Annotated in this window: 13 protein-coding genes; 8 read left to right on the top strand and 5 right to left on the bottom strand. The window is 64.7% G+C overall.

The genetic code is table 11. The features are described from left to right. The first annotated feature begins 24 nt into the window (after positions 1-24). From ABIA30_RS26995 to ABIA30_RS26980, 4 genes are all read left to right on the top strand, one after another. On the top strand, positions 25-1,527 hold the full coding sequence (locus ABIA30_RS26995) for an alpha/beta hydrolase (RefSeq protein WP_370071213.1): 1,503 nt from the start codon (positions 25-27) through the stop codon (positions 1,525-1,527). Positions 1,528-1,610: 83 nt separating this feature from the next. Next, positions 1,611-3,425, top strand: coding sequence for a hypothetical protein (locus tag ABIA30_RS26990; protein ID WP_370071211.1), 1,815 nt, complete (start codon positions 1,611-1,613; stop codon positions 3,423-3,425). 95 nt (positions 3,426-3,520) lie between these two features. Next, positions 3,521-4,546 (top strand): alcohol dehydrogenase catalytic domain-containing protein, encoded by a 1,026-nt coding sequence (locus ABIA30_RS26985; protein WP_370071209.1) that lies wholly within the window; start codon positions 3,521-3,523, stop codon positions 4,544-4,546. Beyond that, positions 4,543-5,442 (top strand): alpha/beta fold hydrolase, encoded by a 900-nt coding sequence (locus ABIA30_RS26980; RefSeq protein WP_370071207.1) that lies wholly within the window; start codon positions 4,543-4,545, stop codon positions 5,440-5,442. The genes ABIA30_RS26985 and ABIA30_RS26980 overlap by 4 nt, the downstream gene beginning before the upstream one ends. Here ABIA30_RS26980 and ABIA30_RS26975 read toward each other — a convergent pair. Then, positions 5,429-6,346 carry an SDR family NAD(P)-dependent oxidoreductase gene (locus ABIA30_RS26975; RefSeq protein ID WP_370071205.1) on the bottom strand — a complete coding sequence of 306 codons (918 nt, stop codon included), beginning with the start codon at positions 6,344-6,346 and terminating at the stop codon, positions 5,429-5,431. The two genes, ABIA30_RS26980 and ABIA30_RS26975, sit on opposite strands and share 14 nt — an antisense overlap. A gap of 132 nt (positions 6,347-6,478) precedes the next feature. Between ABIA30_RS26975 and ABIA30_RS26970 the strand changes: the two genes are divergently transcribed. Beyond that, positions 6,479-7,492, top strand: a complete 1,014-nt coding sequence (locus ABIA30_RS26970; RefSeq protein ID WP_370071203.1) for a TIGR03617 family F420-dependent LLM class oxidoreductase — start codon at positions 6,479-6,481, stop codon at positions 7,490-7,492. 3 nt (positions 7,493-7,495) lie between these two features. Continuing rightward, the gene (locus ABIA30_RS26965; protein WP_370071201.1) at positions 7,496-8,062 is read left to right on the top strand and encodes a TetR/AcrR family transcriptional regulator; all 567 of its coding nucleotides are present in this window, start codon (positions 7,496-7,498) and stop codon (positions 8,060-8,062) included. Here ABIA30_RS26965 and ABIA30_RS26960 read toward each other — a convergent pair. Then, positions 8,052-8,624: a TetR/AcrR family transcriptional regulator gene (locus ABIA30_RS26960; RefSeq protein ID WP_370071199.1), complete on the bottom strand. Its 573-nt coding sequence runs from the start codon at positions 8,622-8,624 to the stop codon at positions 8,052-8,054. The two genes, ABIA30_RS26965 and ABIA30_RS26960, sit on opposite strands and share 11 nt — an antisense overlap. A gap of 81 nt (positions 8,625-8,705) precedes the next feature. Between ABIA30_RS26960 and ABIA30_RS26955 the strand changes: the two genes are divergently transcribed. Together ABIA30_RS26955 and ABIA30_RS26950 are read left to right on the top strand one after the other, a co-directional pair. Next, positions 8,706-10,142 (top strand): hypothetical protein, encoded by a 1,437-nt coding sequence (locus ABIA30_RS26955; RefSeq protein WP_370071197.1) that lies wholly within the window; start codon positions 8,706-8,708, stop codon positions 10,140-10,142. After that, positions 10,139-11,608: an acyl-CoA reductase gene (locus tag ABIA30_RS26950; protein WP_370071195.1), complete on the top strand. Its 1,470-nt coding sequence runs from the start codon at positions 10,139-10,141 to the stop codon at positions 11,606-11,608. Before ABIA30_RS26955 ends, ABIA30_RS26950 begins: the two co-directional genes overlap by 4 nt. Here the strand turns inward: ABIA30_RS26950 and ABIA30_RS26945 are convergent. From ABIA30_RS26945 to ABIA30_RS26935, 3 genes are all read right to left on the bottom strand, one after another. Continuing rightward, positions 11,605-12,066 carry a DUF5078 domain-containing protein gene (locus tag ABIA30_RS26945; protein ID WP_370071193.1) on the bottom strand — a complete coding sequence of 154 codons (462 nt, stop codon included), beginning with the start codon at positions 12,064-12,066 and terminating at the stop codon, positions 11,605-11,607. The two genes, ABIA30_RS26950 and ABIA30_RS26945, sit on opposite strands and share 4 nt — an antisense overlap. 34 nt (positions 12,067-12,100) lie before the next feature. After that, positions 12,101-15,016, bottom strand: a complete 2,916-nt coding sequence (locus tag ABIA30_RS26940; RefSeq protein ID WP_370071191.1) for an RND family transporter — start codon at positions 15,014-15,016, stop codon at positions 12,101-12,103. Further along, positions 15,013-15,101 (bottom strand): MmpS family transport accessory protein (locus ABIA30_RS26935; protein ID WP_370069407.1); only part of this gene is annotated, 89 nt, incomplete at its 5' end. The genes ABIA30_RS26935 and ABIA30_RS26940, both read right to left, overlap by 4 nt.

Raw genomic sequence — 15,101 nt, 5'->3', positions numbered from 1 at the left:
GAACCGCCACCATGATCAATGTCTGTGACGACGACGCTTCTTGCCGACGGCCCGGCAGTACCGGCCATCCCCGCCGTGGTGCCCCCTAATCACCACGGACTTTCGCTTTTGTACGGCTGGTTGCCCATCACCATCCAGGTCGTCGCGGCTGTTGTCCTGCTCTTGGCGATCGGCTGGCGGACGCCTCGTTGGCGGTTCCTATGGGTGCCCGTCTCCGCCGTGATCGGCGTTGCCGCCGCGTCGTGGGCGAATTGGTACACCAATTCTCAAGGTCTGGCCGGTAACCCGGCACCGATGTCGCTGTGGATCTGGGTGGGGTTGTCGGGGCTTGCGCTCGGCGTGCTCATGCTGGGTTGGCGCGGCACCGCATGGTGGCGCCGTGGGGTCGCCGTGCTGGCGGTTCCTCTCTGCCTGCTCAGCACCGGAGTCGCGCTGAACGGTTGGGTCGGCTACTTCCCGACGGTGCAAACCGCCTGGGGTGAGTTGACCGCGGGCCCGCTCGCCGACCAGACCGACATGACCACGGTCACCGCCATGAAGGCGGCCGGCACTGTGCCCTCGCACGGCCAGGTGGTCCCGGTGGAGATTCCCGATACCGCCTCCGGTTTCAATCACCGCACCGAGATCGTCTACTTACCGCCGGCTTGGTTCGCCAAGAACGCGGCGCCGCTGCCGACGGTGATGATGATTGCCGGTGAGTTCAACACGCCCGCCGATTGGCTGCGCATCGGCAACGTCGCCACCCTCTTCGACAGCTTCGCGGCCGCCCACGGCGGATTCACCCCGGTGTTCGTCTTCGTCGACTCCGGCGGCTCGTTCAACAACGACACCGAATGTGTCAACGGCACGCGCGGCAACGTCGCCGATCACCTCACCAAAGACGTGGTGCCGTACATGGAGTCCACCTTCGGCGTCAGCGCGAAGCCGGCCAACTGGGGCGTCGTCGGGTGGTCCATGGGCGGTACCTGTGCCGTCGACCTGACGGTCATGCATCCCGAACTGTTCAGCACGTTCGTCGACATTGCCGGTGACATGGGGCCCAATGCGGGTACCAAGGACCAGACCATCGCACGGCTTTACGGCGGGAACGCCGCCGAGTGGGCGGCCTTCGATCCGACCACCGTGATGGCCAAGCACGGCCCTTACCAAGGGGTTTCGGGCTGGTTCGATATTTCCTCGGATGCGCCGAAAAAGCAGCAGCACGGCGGTGGCGACGCGCAGGCCGCCGACGCTGTCGGGCTCGGCGGCCGCGACGCCGCCGGGAACCCCGGCGACCAGGCCGAGGCCGCCAAGGCGCTGTGCGCGTCGGGTAAACAGCTGGGCATCGACTGCACGGTCGAGACCCAACCCGGCAAGCACGACTGGCCGTTCGCGGTCAATGCGTTCGTGCTGAGTCTGCCCTGGCTGGCCGGGCAGGTCGGTACTCCCGGCGTGCCTCGGATCCCGCTTCCGGCGTCGGCGGCCCCCGCACCCTCGGCCGCGCCGGCAACTGGTGTCGAGGCCGCGCCGATCGGCCCTGGCAAATAGCGGTTGTAACGCCGGGTGGTCGGACGCCGAATCACTCTGTGAACAACCTGCAAGAAACGTGTCAGATCGGAGGCCGAGACGTCATGGCCGAACTGTTTGAAAATCGCCGACTCACCGCAGCGGTGGTAACGACGGTCGCGACGTCACTTACGGCGATGATCGTGGGGGCCGCCCCGGTGTCGGCCAAGCCCGGCGGCGGGGGTGGCGGCGACGGCGGCGCGCAGCAGACCACGACCGCCGAAGCGCCGGGCCCGCAAGCACCGCAGCAGTGGCAGGGCTGGCAGCAGCCGCAAGGTCCGCAGCAGAAATCCCCGAAGTCGCAGAAGTCAGCCAAGGCAACTGACGACGACGGGCCACCGCAGCAGGCCCCGGCCGCCGATCCGTCTGTCGCGCGCCAACCTCAGCCTGCTGTGGATTCGCCCGCCCCGGTCGACCAGACATCGGTCAAGCAGTCGTCGGTCAAGCAGCCCGATGCCCCGGTGAAGCAGACCGAGCCCCTGGCGACCGACACCCCGATCTCCCCGGCGCCGTCGCATTCGGCCAGGCCGGACGATCGTCCGGTCACTTCGGTGACACAGAGCCCTACCAGCACGCCCGCCCCCGAGACCTCTGACAGTCCGAAGCCGGCGGACGTGCCCAAGCAGTCCGACAACCCGAAGTCATCCGAGAGCACCAAGTCGTCGGAGAGTGCCAAGCCATCTGAGAGCCCCAAGCCCTCGGACAGCGCCAAGCCCGTCGACAGTCCGAGCCAGTCGGACAGCTCGAAGGCCTCTGATGGGCCCCGGCCCTCGGACAAGCCGGAGCTCATCGACAGCCCCAAGCCGTCCGACAGTGCCAAGCCCTCCGACGGCCCGAAGTCGGCCGACAACACCACGCAACCCGGTCACCCGGCCCCGGCGGCGGCTGATTCTCCGGCGACACAACCGTCTGGGCAGGTGCGTCAGATCGACACCCTCAAGCCCCAGACGTTGCAGGCTGCGCCGCAAGATGTCGAGGTGGCCAAGGCCGCCGCCGCAGTCGAAGTCAAGCCGCAGCCCGCGGTGCGCCAAGACGTCACGGATCTGGCCAATATCGTCAAGGTGGCGGATTTCGCGCACGACAACCGTGCCGTGGCCGACGGCCGTGACTGGCGCCGGGTCGATGACCGCGGCGCCGACGACCGGCGAGACCATGGCGGTCCGGCGCCGATGGGACGCAATTGGGACGACCGGGTCCGGCAGTGGCGGCCTGACTGGGTGCAATACGACGACTATTACCGCCCGGTGATCGTGAACCCGTATCACGACACGGTTCGGATCGTGTACGTGTACCAGGGCGCCCCGCGGATCGCGTACATCCCGCCGCTGCAGCGGATCGTCATGGAGATCGCCGACCTGGCGGCATACAGCTTCACCGCCGTGGTGGTGAGCGCGGTCAACACCGCCATCGGCGTCGCGGTCGGCAGCTTCTTCGGTGGCGGGTACTACCCAGGCATCGGAATGCCGCCGCCACCTCCGCCGCCGCCCGTGCTGCGCTACGACAATGTGCCGGTTCAGGTCCGCTATTCGCAGGCCACCTACGAACCGTTCCGCGTGCAGCGCATCGTCGACGTGGGCGATGACCCGCAGTACGGCGAGCACAAGGTGCTGCTGGATGGGGTGACGCCGGCTTGGGGCCAGTGGACCCAGAACTCCGGTGGTGAACGGCAGTTCGAGGTGCACAAGACTCAGCAGTTCCCCGGTCTGGACGATCCGCGGGAGGCGCCGCTGCCCGGCGATTACCAGCTGCAGCTCGTATCGGACCAGAAGGATGCCAACGCGGACAAGGACACCTATCTGACCATCGCGGCCGCGACCTGCGCTGTGCTGAGCCTCGGCGCCGTCGGTGGCGCGGTGTACCTGGGACGTCGACGCGCCTGAGTAAACAGATTTCCTCAAGTGTCTACTCAGTTGGCCGGGTAGTCCGTAAGGTCTTGGCGGTAATCCATTACGGCGATCGCTAGAGGCGGGCAGCGTTGAGAACGGTACTGATCGACCAACCCGGCAATGTGTATGTGGGCACGGTTCCCGATCCGGTACTTCCGGGCGCCGACGGTGCCATCGTGCAGATCACGACGGCGGCGATCTGCGGTTCGGACCTGCATTTCTACGAGGGCGACTATCCGTTGGTCGCTCCGGTGTCGCTGGGACACGAGGCCGTCGGGGTGGTGGTCGAGGTCGGCCCCGAGGTTCGCACCGTGGAAGTCGGTGACTCCGTACTGATTTCGTCGGTAGCGGGCTGTGGGCACTGCGTCGGTTGCGACACCCGCGACCCGATCACCTGTTTGTCCGGTCCGCAGATCTTCGGCGCCGGGGCGCTCGCCGGCGCACAGGCCGAATTGCTCGCGGTGCCCAGCGCTGACTTTCAGCTGCTCAAGGTACCCGAGGGAATCGACACCGAGGCCGCACTGCTGTTGACCGACAATCTGGCCACCGGCTGGGCCGCCGCTCAGCGGGCCGAAATCCCGCCTGGCGGAACGGTTGTGGTGTTCGGCCTGGGGGCGGTCGGACTCTGTGCGGTGCGCAGTGCAATTGCGCAGGACGCCGGTACGGTATTCGCCGTCGACCCCGTCGAGGGACGTCGCGCGCTGGCCACGGCCAGCGGGGCCACCGCCATCACGCCCGAGCAGATCGGCATGGTGCACGATGCGACCGGCGGCCGGGGAGCGGCGTCGGTGATCGACGCCGTCGGCAATGACACCACGTTGACCAGCGCCCTGACCTGCGTACGCGCGGGTGGCACGGTGTCGGTGGTCGGCGTGCACGACCTCAACCCGTTCCCGTTCCCGGCGACGCTGGCGCTGATCCGGAGCCTGACGCTGCGGATGACCACCGCGCCGGTACAGCGCACCTGGCCCGAACTGATCCCGCTGTTGCAGGCAGGGCGCCTGGACACCGGCGGAATATTCACGCACGCAATGACACTCGACGAGGCGCCGTCGGCCTACTCCGCGGTGGCGGCCCGCACCGCCGACTGCATCAAGGTGAGCCTGACGCCGTGACCGGGGCCGAGGTGCTGAACCTGCAGCTGCCGCGACTGCGGATGTCCGCATTGGCCTGGGGGCCGGCCGATGGCCGACTTGTGTTGTGTCTGCACGGTTTTCCGGACAGCGCTCACAGTTGGCGGCGGCTCGGACCACTGCTGGCGGCCGCCGGGTATCGCGTCGTCGCGCCGTTCATGCGCGGTTATGCGCCGACCGAGATTCCCGTCGACGGCGACTATCACGTGGGTGCGTTGGTATCCGACGTCCTCGACCTGCATGAGGCGCTCGGCGGCGGAGCTGACGCGGTACTGGTGGGCCACGATTGGGGTGCCTTTGCGTCCAATGCGGTTGCCGCTTATCCGAATTCACCGTTTCGAACGGTCATCTCGATGGCGGTGCCGCCGCTCGCCGCAATGAGTCAAGCCAGGTTCGGCGTGTTGCGCACCGCGAAGATGAGCCTGATTCAGCTGCGAATGAGCTGGTACATCATGTACTTTCAGCTACCCGGCGCCCCAGAACGAACGCTGCACCGCGTCATTCCGCGGCTATGGCAAGACTGGTCGCCCCGCGGTGCCGACGTCGACGAGGACGTCGCCACCACGTTGGCAGCGCTGCCGACAGCGGCACACCGCGCCGCGGCGGTGGGGTATTACCGGGCGCTGGTCCGCCCGGGTTCAGTCGATCCGGCCTATGCGGACTTCGGCGCATATCTGCGAGCGTTGCCGCTCATTCCGATCCTGTATCTGCACGGTGAACAGGACGGTGCGATGCAGGTGGGCTACACCGAACAACTGTTGGACGTATTGCCGTCCGGCAGTGTGGTCCAAACCATTGCTGGTGCAGGACATTTCGTGCAGGTCGATCAGGCTGCCGCGGTAGGCGACGCGATTCTGCGCTACGTCAGCGCCGACTGATCCACGCCTCGGATAGTTCCCACAATGCGGCCGCGGTCGCCGGATCGGTGGAGGCGAGGCTGGCGGCGGAGATCTGGCAATCCGCAAGGTAGGCACCGCCGCCACCGCGAAGCTCCGGCGCGGTGGCGGCCCAAACGGTGGTTGCCGCCGCTTGTTGCACTGATTTGAGATTCTCCGGATCGAATGTCGAACTGCCCATGGCGAACAGTTTCTTGAACGTGTCGCGGTCCATGTAGCGGACCAGGTCGGTGGCGCAGGTGCCCGGGTGCACCGCCAGTGCGGTGATGCCGTCGGCGCCGAAGCGTCGGTGCAACTCCACCGTCATGAGCACATTGGCAGACTTCGACTGTCCGTACGCCGCGAAGGTGTCGTAGGGCCGACGCTCGAAGTTGATGTCCGAGATATCCAGCGGCCAGGCCTGCTGCGCCTCTGAGGACACCGTCACCACGCGGGCCTCACCGTCCCGGGCGGCGGCCAGCAATTGGGGGAGCAGTGCGGTGGTGAGCTGGAAGTGGCCGAGGTGGTTGATCCCGAACTGCCACTCGAAGCCGTCGGTGGTGGTGTGCTGCGGGGTGAACATCACCCCGGCATTGTTGATCAGGATATCGACGGTGCGATGACGCCCAGCGATCTGGGCTGCCGCGGTGCGGACGCTGGCCAGTGAGGCGAGATCGACCGCCACGGGATGAACCTTGGCCGGATTCGGAAAGTTCTCGGCAAATGCGGGTGCGGCGCGAAAGGTGTCTGGATCACGCACGGCGGCAACGACTTCAGCGCCGGCGGCGGCCAGGGTGGCTGCGGCCTGCAGGCCCAGTCCCCCGGACGCGCCGGTGACGACTGCGGTCTTGCCGGTCAGGTCGATGCCGGCGATGACGTCGTCGACAGTGCTGGCGAAGCCGAACATGTACGGGTACCTCCAGATGGAAAAACGTTGTTTTTCAAAGTAGCAGCTGTGTTGTGGCATTGTCATGGACGGCGGGGATGCGATAGAAAAACGTTGTTTTCAAAACGTCGGTGCAACAAGGGAGTCTGGGATATGAGGGTGCAACTCCAAGTCGATGGTGCCCCGCAACGGGCCGCCGAGCATGCCCGTGAGTTGGCCGGGCTGGGCGTCGACGGGGTATTCACCTTCGAAGGACCGCACGACGTGTTCCTGCCGCTGGTGGTGGCCGCGGGTGTGACCGAGGTGGATCTGATGACCAACGTTGCCATTGCCGGCCCGCGCAGCCCGCTGCATCTTGCGCACACGGCCTACGATCTGCAGTGCTACAGCCAGGGCAGGTTCCGCCTGGGGCTCGGTTCACAGATCAAGGTGCACATCGAAAAGCGCTATGGGGCACAGTGGGCCAAGCCCGCCGAGCGGATGGCTGAGACCGTCCGGGCCATCAAGGCGATCTTCGCGTGCTGGCAGGGCGAGGCGCCGCTGAATTTTCGGGGCCACCACTTCACCCACACCCTGATGCCGCCGAACTTCAACCCCGGCCCGAATCCGTTTGGGCCGCCGCCTGTTCTGATGGGTGCCCTGGGCCCGGTCATGACCCGCACCGCGGCCGAAGTCGCCGACGGGCTGCTGGTCATGCCGTTTCACAGCGTCGATCACTTCCAGCAGCGCACCATGGCCGCGGTTCGCGATGGGTTGGACCGTGCCGGCCGGACCGTCGACGACCTGCAGATCATCGTCCAGGCGATGGTGGCCGTCGGCCGAACTGATGCCGAACTGGCGGCCGCGATCAACGGCGTCGCCACATTGATCGCCTTTTACGGTTCGACGCCCGCCTACGTCCCGGTACTGGAGACCGAGGGCTGGGCGGGCCTGCAGCCCACGCTCAATGCGATGTCCAAAGCCGGCGACCATGCCGGTATGCGGGCGCTGATAACCGACGAGATGGTCCGCACCATCGGCGTGGTCGGCACCCCGGAGCAATGCGCCGCCGAGATCGTCCGCCGCTTCGGTGCGCACGCGTCGGAGGTGTGCTGTTATTTCCCGGCGTATCAACCGAATCCGGCCGATCTCGCCGATCTGGTGTCGGCGCTGCACCGGAGTACCTGAGTCATGGCCAAGCCGCTCATCTCCGCGGACGCGATCTACGACCGCGCGTTGGAGTTGCTCGACACGGAGGGGGCCGGCGCGCTCAATGCCCGCCGGCTGGCGGCGGATCTTCGGATCTCGACTCGAACGCTCTACCAACAGGTCGGGAACCGGCAACAGCTGATTCGTGCGTTGGTGGCCCGGCACTTTTCCCGATTGCGTTTGGATTTCCGGGAATACCGCGACTGGGAAACCACGGCACTGCGCTGGTGTACCGCGCTGCACGACGCCCTGCGCTCGCATCCGCATCTGACCGAGTTGATGACCATCGAAGATCGGCAGGCGGTCGTCGACTATGTCGATCAACTGGTGAAATCCGCTCTGCGGGAAGGCTTTCCCCGCCGATTGGCGGTGGAGGGCGCCCGCTCATTGGTCAATCTGACGATCAATCACTCCATCGCCGAAGTGCGGGCACTGCGGGATCCGGATCTGTCCGAGAAGACGGTGGCCGAAAAAGCCAGGATCGAGCGGAATTTCCCGATGACGGTCAAGTGGATCCTGGCCGGTATTCGAGCCGACTCTAAGGACTGAGCAGGTCGGCCAGGGCCAGGGCGGCACTGTGCAGATTGCGCTTGAGTGAATACTTGCTGTCCGCCGCCCAATTGGCGATTCCGCCGGCCAATGTGGAGGCCATGATGTCGGCCAAGGTGGCAGGAGCGTGGGTTGTCCCCACCTCGCCGCGGGCCACGCCGTCCTCCACGAGGTCCAAAAATGCCTGATGCAGGCCTGAACCCCGGTGCCCGCCGTACCCGGCAGCGGACATCATCTCGCCGACGATCTCGCGGTAGGTCCCACTGGACCTGGTCAATGACGCGGCAATCTCGTCGAAAACTCCGACGAGTCGCTCCGGGATCGGTTGATCGTCACGGGAGAACATGACGTCGTGCAGGTTGGCGAAGCGCCGATCGGCCAGTGCTTGCACCATCGCCTGCCGGCTGGCGAAGTGGTTGAAGAAGGTTCTGTTCGCGACGTCGGCGCGTTCGCAGATCTGCTCGATAGTGGTGGCGGCGACGCCCTGGGCCAGAAACAGGTCGAAGGCGGCGTCGAGGATCCGTCCACTCATCTCCTGCTTGCGCCGGTCGGTCCGATTCATAACGCGCAGTATAGGACCGCGCATAATTGCATGAGACTGCAATATTGCGTATTAGTGCAAAGTAGTCGTACTGTCGGAGAGATGAGCGTCACAGATCTCTCGGCCGGATCGGTCCAGCAGTTCATGGACGACCCGATCAACTACTTCGGTCAGTCCTATACCCGGATGCACAGCCTGCCGCGAGCCGAACTCGCGGAGCTGCAACGCCAGGCGATGCGCATCCGGCTCGCCCAGCATCGCCAATCCATCGGCATCGTAAGGAAACTCGCAGACCGGCTCGGGGTCCACGACGTCCAGGATTTCGACGACCTGGTGCCGATGCTGCTGCCGCACACCGTCTACAAGTCCTATCCGGCGGTACTCATCGACAACAAGCGGTTCGATCTGCTGACCACGTGGCTGGACAACCTCACCAGCCACGATCTCTCGCAGGTCGACACGTCAGGCTGCCAGGGGCTGGACGACTGGATCGACCGACTCGATCACCAGAGTCCGCTGGAAGTCATCACCTCCAGCGGCACCACGGGCACCATCTCGATCATCCCCAAAGACAAGCACGGCGCCCGCGAAGGCATGGTCCTGTGGAAGATCTGCCTGTTCCAGCAGTTCGGCACCGAACCTACCGAAGATCAACTCAACCCCCAGGTCGACGTGATCTGGCCCAACTATGCCAACGGCAAGCTCGGGCACCTGCGGATCGCCAACATGATCCGCCGCGGCTTCACCGGCGGTGACGAGTCCAAGTTTCACGCGCTGTATCCGGGAGCCATCGAGACCGACCTGATGTTCCTGGCGTCCAAGATGCGTGCGGCGGCGTCCCGCGGCGAACTCGACAAGGTGGTCATCGATCCGGCGCTGGCCGCCCGCAAGGACGAATTCATCGCGATGCAGCTGAGACAACCGCAGGACTTGGCGGAGTTCTTCGCCAATATCACCGAGAAGCTCAGCGGCAAAAAGGTTTTCATGTTGGGCACGTACAATCTGATGTACGACGTGGCCAAGGCCGGCTTGGATCGCGGCATCAGGGGCGCCTTCGGCAAGGACTCGGCCATCCTCACCGGAGGCGGTACCAAAGGCGTTGTGCTCCCAGACGACTACATGGACGTCATCTCCGAATTCCTCGGAGTGGACCGGATTCAGGAGGGCTACGGCTTCTCCGAGCAGAGTGCATTCCACTGGGCCTGTACCGAGGGCCGCTATCACGTACAGCCGTGGGTCATTCCGTTCATCCTGGACCCGCAGACCGGCGAACCGCTGCCGCGCACCGGGCAGCAGACCGGACGCGCGGCGGTGTACGACGTGCTACTGCAAGCACATTGGGGCGGCGCGATCTCCGGTGACGAGGTCACCATCGACTGGGACCTGCAGTGCCCCTGTGGCCAGACCAGCGTGGCTTTCGAGCACGACATCATGCGCTACAGCGAGAAACAGGGCGTCGAGGACGACAGGATCACCTGCGCGGCAACCCATGAGCTGCACAACGAGGCCATCGATTTCATGAAGGGAATCGAGTTGTGACTGCCGCGTACACCGTCCCGCTGTTCCTGCGTGGCGAGGTCATCACGGACGACCTGATCGATTTCCAGACCCGCGGCGGTCAGGCTCATTTTCGCGCGCCTGACATGGCCAGATACGTCGACCGGCTGCCACTGCGCAACCCCGGTGACCTGTCCGACCTGTATCTGCTGTCGTTCGATGAGATCCTGGATGTACTCGAAAAACTGGGCAACGCACTCGATTTCGATTCCAATCCGCATCTGCAGGAAGCCTACGAGGCCTCGCTGGTGGCCAACGTTCTACCGGCCGAGATGCTCAAGAACAGCTACCGGGTGCTGCGGCCCCTGTTCACCCGTGACAACATCCGCGAGATCGCCGACAGTCAAGTGGGTCTGGACTATCTGAACGGCTGGGTGGCGCACCGTCAGCAGGACGGCCGCAAGCTACGAGTCCGGGCATTCGGTGCGCGCACCCTGCACATCCCGGCCGGCAACGGGGGACTGGTTTCGGCAGTCACCATCCTGCGTTCGGTCATCACCCGTAGCGACGTCATCATCAAGGCACCCTCCAACGACCCGCTGACTGCGGTGGCGATCGCCCGGACCCTGGCCGACGTGGCCCCCGAGCATCCGATCACCAAACACCTGACGGTGGGGTATTGGAAGGGCGGCGACGCCGCGGTCGAAGAGCAGCTCTATCAACCCCGGTACATCGAAAAGATCGTGGCCTGGGGCGGTTTGGCATCGGTCAAACACGTCACTCGCTACATTCAGCCGGGCCTGGAACTGATCGCATTGGACCCCAAACGCAGTGCCACCATCATCGGACCGGAAGCCTTCGCCGACGACGACACCATCCACGAGGTCGCGCGAAGAGCGGCGGCCGACATCGGGGTCGCGAACCAGGAGGGCTGCGCCAACGCCCGGGTGATCTATGTGCTCTCCGGCACTGACGAGCGGGGCCTGGCCGACGCCAACCGGTTGGGTGAACTGATCTACGCCGAACTCATCGCGCTGCCCGAATTCATCAGCACCGCACCGCTTTATCCGAACCGAGAGCTGCTCGACCATCTGGAGGCGTCCCGCCTCACCGAGGACTTTTATCGAGTGATCGGCGGTGAGCACAACGAGGGTGCCATCGTGGTCTCGCAGTTCGATGAAGCGGTGGACTACAGCGCGCTGCTGTCGGGGCGGGTGGCCAACATCGTGCCGGTCGACTCGATCGAGAAGGTCACCGATGCGGTCAATGCCTACACCCAGACCGTCGGCATCTATCCGGAATCATTGAAACGGCAACTGCGCGTGATACTTCCGCTGTATGGCGCGCAACGACTGACCAGCCTGGGGTATGCGTGCAGTGTCGCCGTGGCGGCGCCACAAGATGCCATCGAGCCGATCCGGCGGATGTGCAAATGGATCGTCGAAGAGGAGTGCGACCCCGGCGAGGTCATTCCGCTGTGGCGGCTCGCCGGGGGAGCAAGCGCCTAGCTGTTGGCGGCGAAGTCCCAGACGGACATGTTGCCGGCCGGGTAGTTCATGCAGACGTCGGTGGCCTTGGCGACCACGCCCTTGTTGTTGAAGAACACCTTGGCCCAGTTGCCCCAGTGGGTGGCCACCTGCTCGTAGTAGACGTTGGTGGCGGTGTCCTCGGAGTACTGGCGGCGGGCGGCCGGGTCCAGGGAGAAGAACCAGTGGATGCGGTCTTGGGCCATCTGCTGGATGTCGGCGGGCCGGTTGTTGCGGTCGATCATGTAGCGCTGGTAGTACACCGGGCTGGTGTCGCGCACCGCCTGCAGGTACTGCTCGGCGTCACAGGTGGTGATGATCATCCGGTGCGGGATGGGGTAGTCATCGGTGGCGTCGGCTGCGGCCGGCCCGGCCAGCGCGGTGGCCACCGCTCCGAAAGCTGCCAGCGCAGCGCCGCCACGAACCGTTAGAGCACGCATGTTGTCGAACATAGTCCTTACTCCTACCTTTGCGTTAGATACCTGGGCCGTCCACACTGACCAATGACCGAGGCTCGGTGGCCGGCTTGGGCCACGGCTCGGGGACCGGACGTTGCCGGACGTTCTGCGGCCACCAGAACCACTTGCCCATCAATGCAGCGATGGACGGCGTCATCAACGACCGCACAATCAGCGTGTCGAACAACAGGCCCAGGCCGATCGTTGTTCCGACCTGTCCGATGACAGCCAGTTCACTGACGGCCATCGACATCATGGTGAACGCGAACACCAGACCGGCTGAGGTCACCACCGAGCCCGTGCCACCCATGGCCCGGATGATGCCGGTATTGAGGCCGGCGTGGATCTCTTCCTTGAACCTGGACACCAGCAGCAGGTTGTAGTCGGCGCCGACGGCCAGCAGCACGATGACCGCCATCGCGATGACCATCCAGTGCAGGGGCAGGCCGATCAGGTGCTGCCACACCAACACCGACAAGCCGAACGAGGCGCCGAGTGAGAGCACCACCGTGCCCACGATCACCGCGGAGGCCACCACCGAGCGGGTGATGATCAACATGATCACGAAAATCAGCACAAGTGCCGAAATGCCGGCGATCACCAAGTCGTAGTCGGCGCCGTCCTGCATGTCCTTGAACGTTGCCGCGGTGCCACCCAGGTAGATCTTGGAGCCCTCCAGCGGGGTGCCCTTGATCGCCTCTTTCGCGGCGTTCTTGATGGCATCGATGTGTGAGATGCCGTCGGCACTCATCGGATCGCCCTCGTGCGAGATGATGAACCGCACCGCGTGGCCGTCCGGAGAGATGAAGTTCTTCATGCCCCGTTTGAACTCGGCGTTGTCGAAGACTTCGGGTGGCAGGTAGAACGAGTCGTCGTTGCGGGCGTTGTCGAACGCCTCACCCATGGCGCTCGAGTTGTCCTGCAGCGCCTGCATCTGATCCTGCAGACCCTTCTGGGTCTGGTACATGGTCAGCATGTACTGCTTCATGTGCGACATGGTCGAGATCATCTCGGGCATCAGGGCGACCATCTGAGGCATCAACTTGTCGAGCCGCAGCATGTCCGGCATCAGGTTCTGGATGTCGTCGGTCATGGTGTCGACACCGTCGAGGGTGTCGAAGATCGACCGGATGGACCAGCACACCGGGATGTCGTAGCAGTGCGGTTCCCAGTACAGGTAGTTACGGATCGGCCGGAAGAAGTCGTCGAAGTCCGAGATGTGATCACGCAGATCGGCCACGTCCAACGTCATGTGGACCATCTTGGTGACCATGCTGTGCGTCGTGGCCGCCATCTGCGTGGTGATGCTCTGCATCTTGGTCATCGTGTCGATGTTGACCTGCATGTCATTGGCCTGTTTGAGCATGTTGGCCATCATGTCCTGCTGGTACTTCTCGTTCATCTTCTGAGACGTACCGTTCATGCTCATCAGGAACGGAATCGACGTGTGCTCGATCGGCTTGCCCTCGGGGCGGGTGATGGTCTGCACGCGGGCGATACCCGGCACCCGGAAGACAGCTTTGGCGATCTTGTCGATCACCAGGAAGTTGGCAGAGTTGCGTAGGTCCTGATCGCTCTCGATCAGCATCATCTCCGGATTCATCCGGGCCTGGGAGAAATGGCGGTCGGCGGCGGCGTAACCCGCGTTGGCCGGCAGGTCGGAGGGCAGGTAGTTGCGGTCGTTGTAGCCAGGGTTGTAACCCGGCAGCGTCAACAACCCGATCAGCGACAGCGCCATGGTGCCGACCAGGATCGGGGCCGGCCAACGGACGACTACGGCGCCTACCTTGCGCCAGCCGCGCACCCGCATCGCGCGCTTGGGCTCGAGGGTCTTGCGGAACCGGGTCGCCACGGAGATGACGGCCGGACCCAGGGTCAGCGCGGCGAATACCACCGTCACCATGCCGATGGCCAGGGGGATGCCGAGGGACTGGAAGTAGGGCATCCGGGTGAAGTGCAGACAGAATGTGGCGCCGGCGATGGTCAGACCCGAACCCAGCACCACGTGAGCGGTGCCGTGGTACATCGTGTAATACGCGTCTTCGCGGGATTCGCCGGCGCCGCGGGCCTCTTGATATCGGCCGATCAGGAAGATGGCGTAGTCGGTGGCTGCCGCGATGGCCAGCGTGACCAGCAGGTTGGTGGCGAAGGTCGATAGTCCGATGATGTTGTAGTAGCCGAGCACGGCCACCACCCCGCGGGCCGCCGACAACTCGAGCACCACCATCAGCAGCGTCAGGATGACGGTGATGAACGACCGGTACACCAGCAGCAGAGTGATGATGATGACGGCGAACGTCACGCCTTCGATGATCTGCACACTGCGGTCACCGGCGATGTGCTGATCGGCGGCCAGGGCGGCCGGGCCGGTGACATAAACCTTCAGGCCGGGCGGTGTCGTGATGCTGTGGACGATGTCCTGTGCGGACTGAACGGATTCGTTGGCCAGCGACTCGCCCTGGTTGCCGCGCAGGTAGACCTGGACGTAAGCGGCCTTGCCGTCGTTGCTCTGCGAGCCGGCTGCGGTCAGCGGGTCGCTCCAGAAGTCCTGGACGTGCTCGACGTGCGCGGTGTCGGCTTCCAGCTTCTTGACCATCTGGTCGTAGAAAGCGTGTGCGTCTTTGCCGAGCGGTTCGTCGCTCTCCAGCACGATCATCACCGAGCTGTTGGACTTGAACTCCTGGAAGTCGGAGCCGATCTGCTTCATGGCGATCACCGACGCGGCGGCGTCCGGCGCCATCGACACCGAGCGCATCTTGCCGACCTCGTCCAGCGACGGCACCGCGGTGCTGACCACCACGATGATGCCGATCCACGCGAGGATGACCGGGATGGCCAGGGTCCGGATCAACCGTGGGATGGCCGGTCGGTGCTTGTTGCCGGCGTTGGCGGCCGGGAAGCTGTCGGTGGGTGTCTCGGTGGGGGTGCTCATGCGGATTTCACCAGGCAGAAGGTCTGGGCGTGCACGCCGGTGGATGTTCGGGTGTCTTTGAGTTCGTCGTCGACGTGGACGGTGC

Origin of the sequence: Mycobacterium sp. MAA66 (assembly GCF_041261665.1) — a bacterium.
GTDB lineage: Bacteria > Actinomycetota > Actinomycetes > Mycobacteriales > Mycobacteriaceae > Mycobacterium.
Note: the sequence above shows the minus strand (reverse complement) of the source record. Positions and strands in the feature narration are given on the sequence as shown.

Coding starts and splice junctions, on each gene's coding strand:
- ABIA30_RS26990 (WP_370071211.1), top strand. CDS start 1,611: ATGGCCGAACTGTTTGAAAATCGCCGACTCACCGCAGCGGTGGTAACG.
- ABIA30_RS26975 (WP_370071205.1), bottom strand. CDS start 6,346: ATGTTCGGCTTCGCCAGCACTGTCGACGACGTCATCGCCGGCATCGAC.
- ABIA30_RS26970 (WP_370071203.1), top strand. CDS start 6,479: ATGAGGGTGCAACTCCAAGTCGATGGTGCCCCGCAACGGGCCGCCGAG.
- ABIA30_RS26965 (WP_370071201.1), top strand. CDS start 7,496: ATGGCCAAGCCGCTCATCTCCGCGGACGCGATCTACGACCGCGCGTTG.
- ABIA30_RS26960 (WP_370071199.1), bottom strand. CDS start 8,624: ATGAATCGGACCGACCGGCGCAAGCAGGAGATGAGTGGACGGATCCTC.
- ABIA30_RS26955 (WP_370071197.1), top strand. CDS start 8,706: ATGAGCGTCACAGATCTCTCGGCCGGATCGGTCCAGCAGTTCATGGAC.
- ABIA30_RS26945 (WP_370071193.1), bottom strand. CDS start 12,066: ATGCGTGCTCTAACGGTTCGTGGCGGCGCTGCGCTGGCAGCTTTCGGA.
- ABIA30_RS26940 (WP_370071191.1), bottom strand. CDS start 15,016: ATGAGCACCCCCACCGAGACACCCACCGACAGCTTCCCGGCCGCCAAC.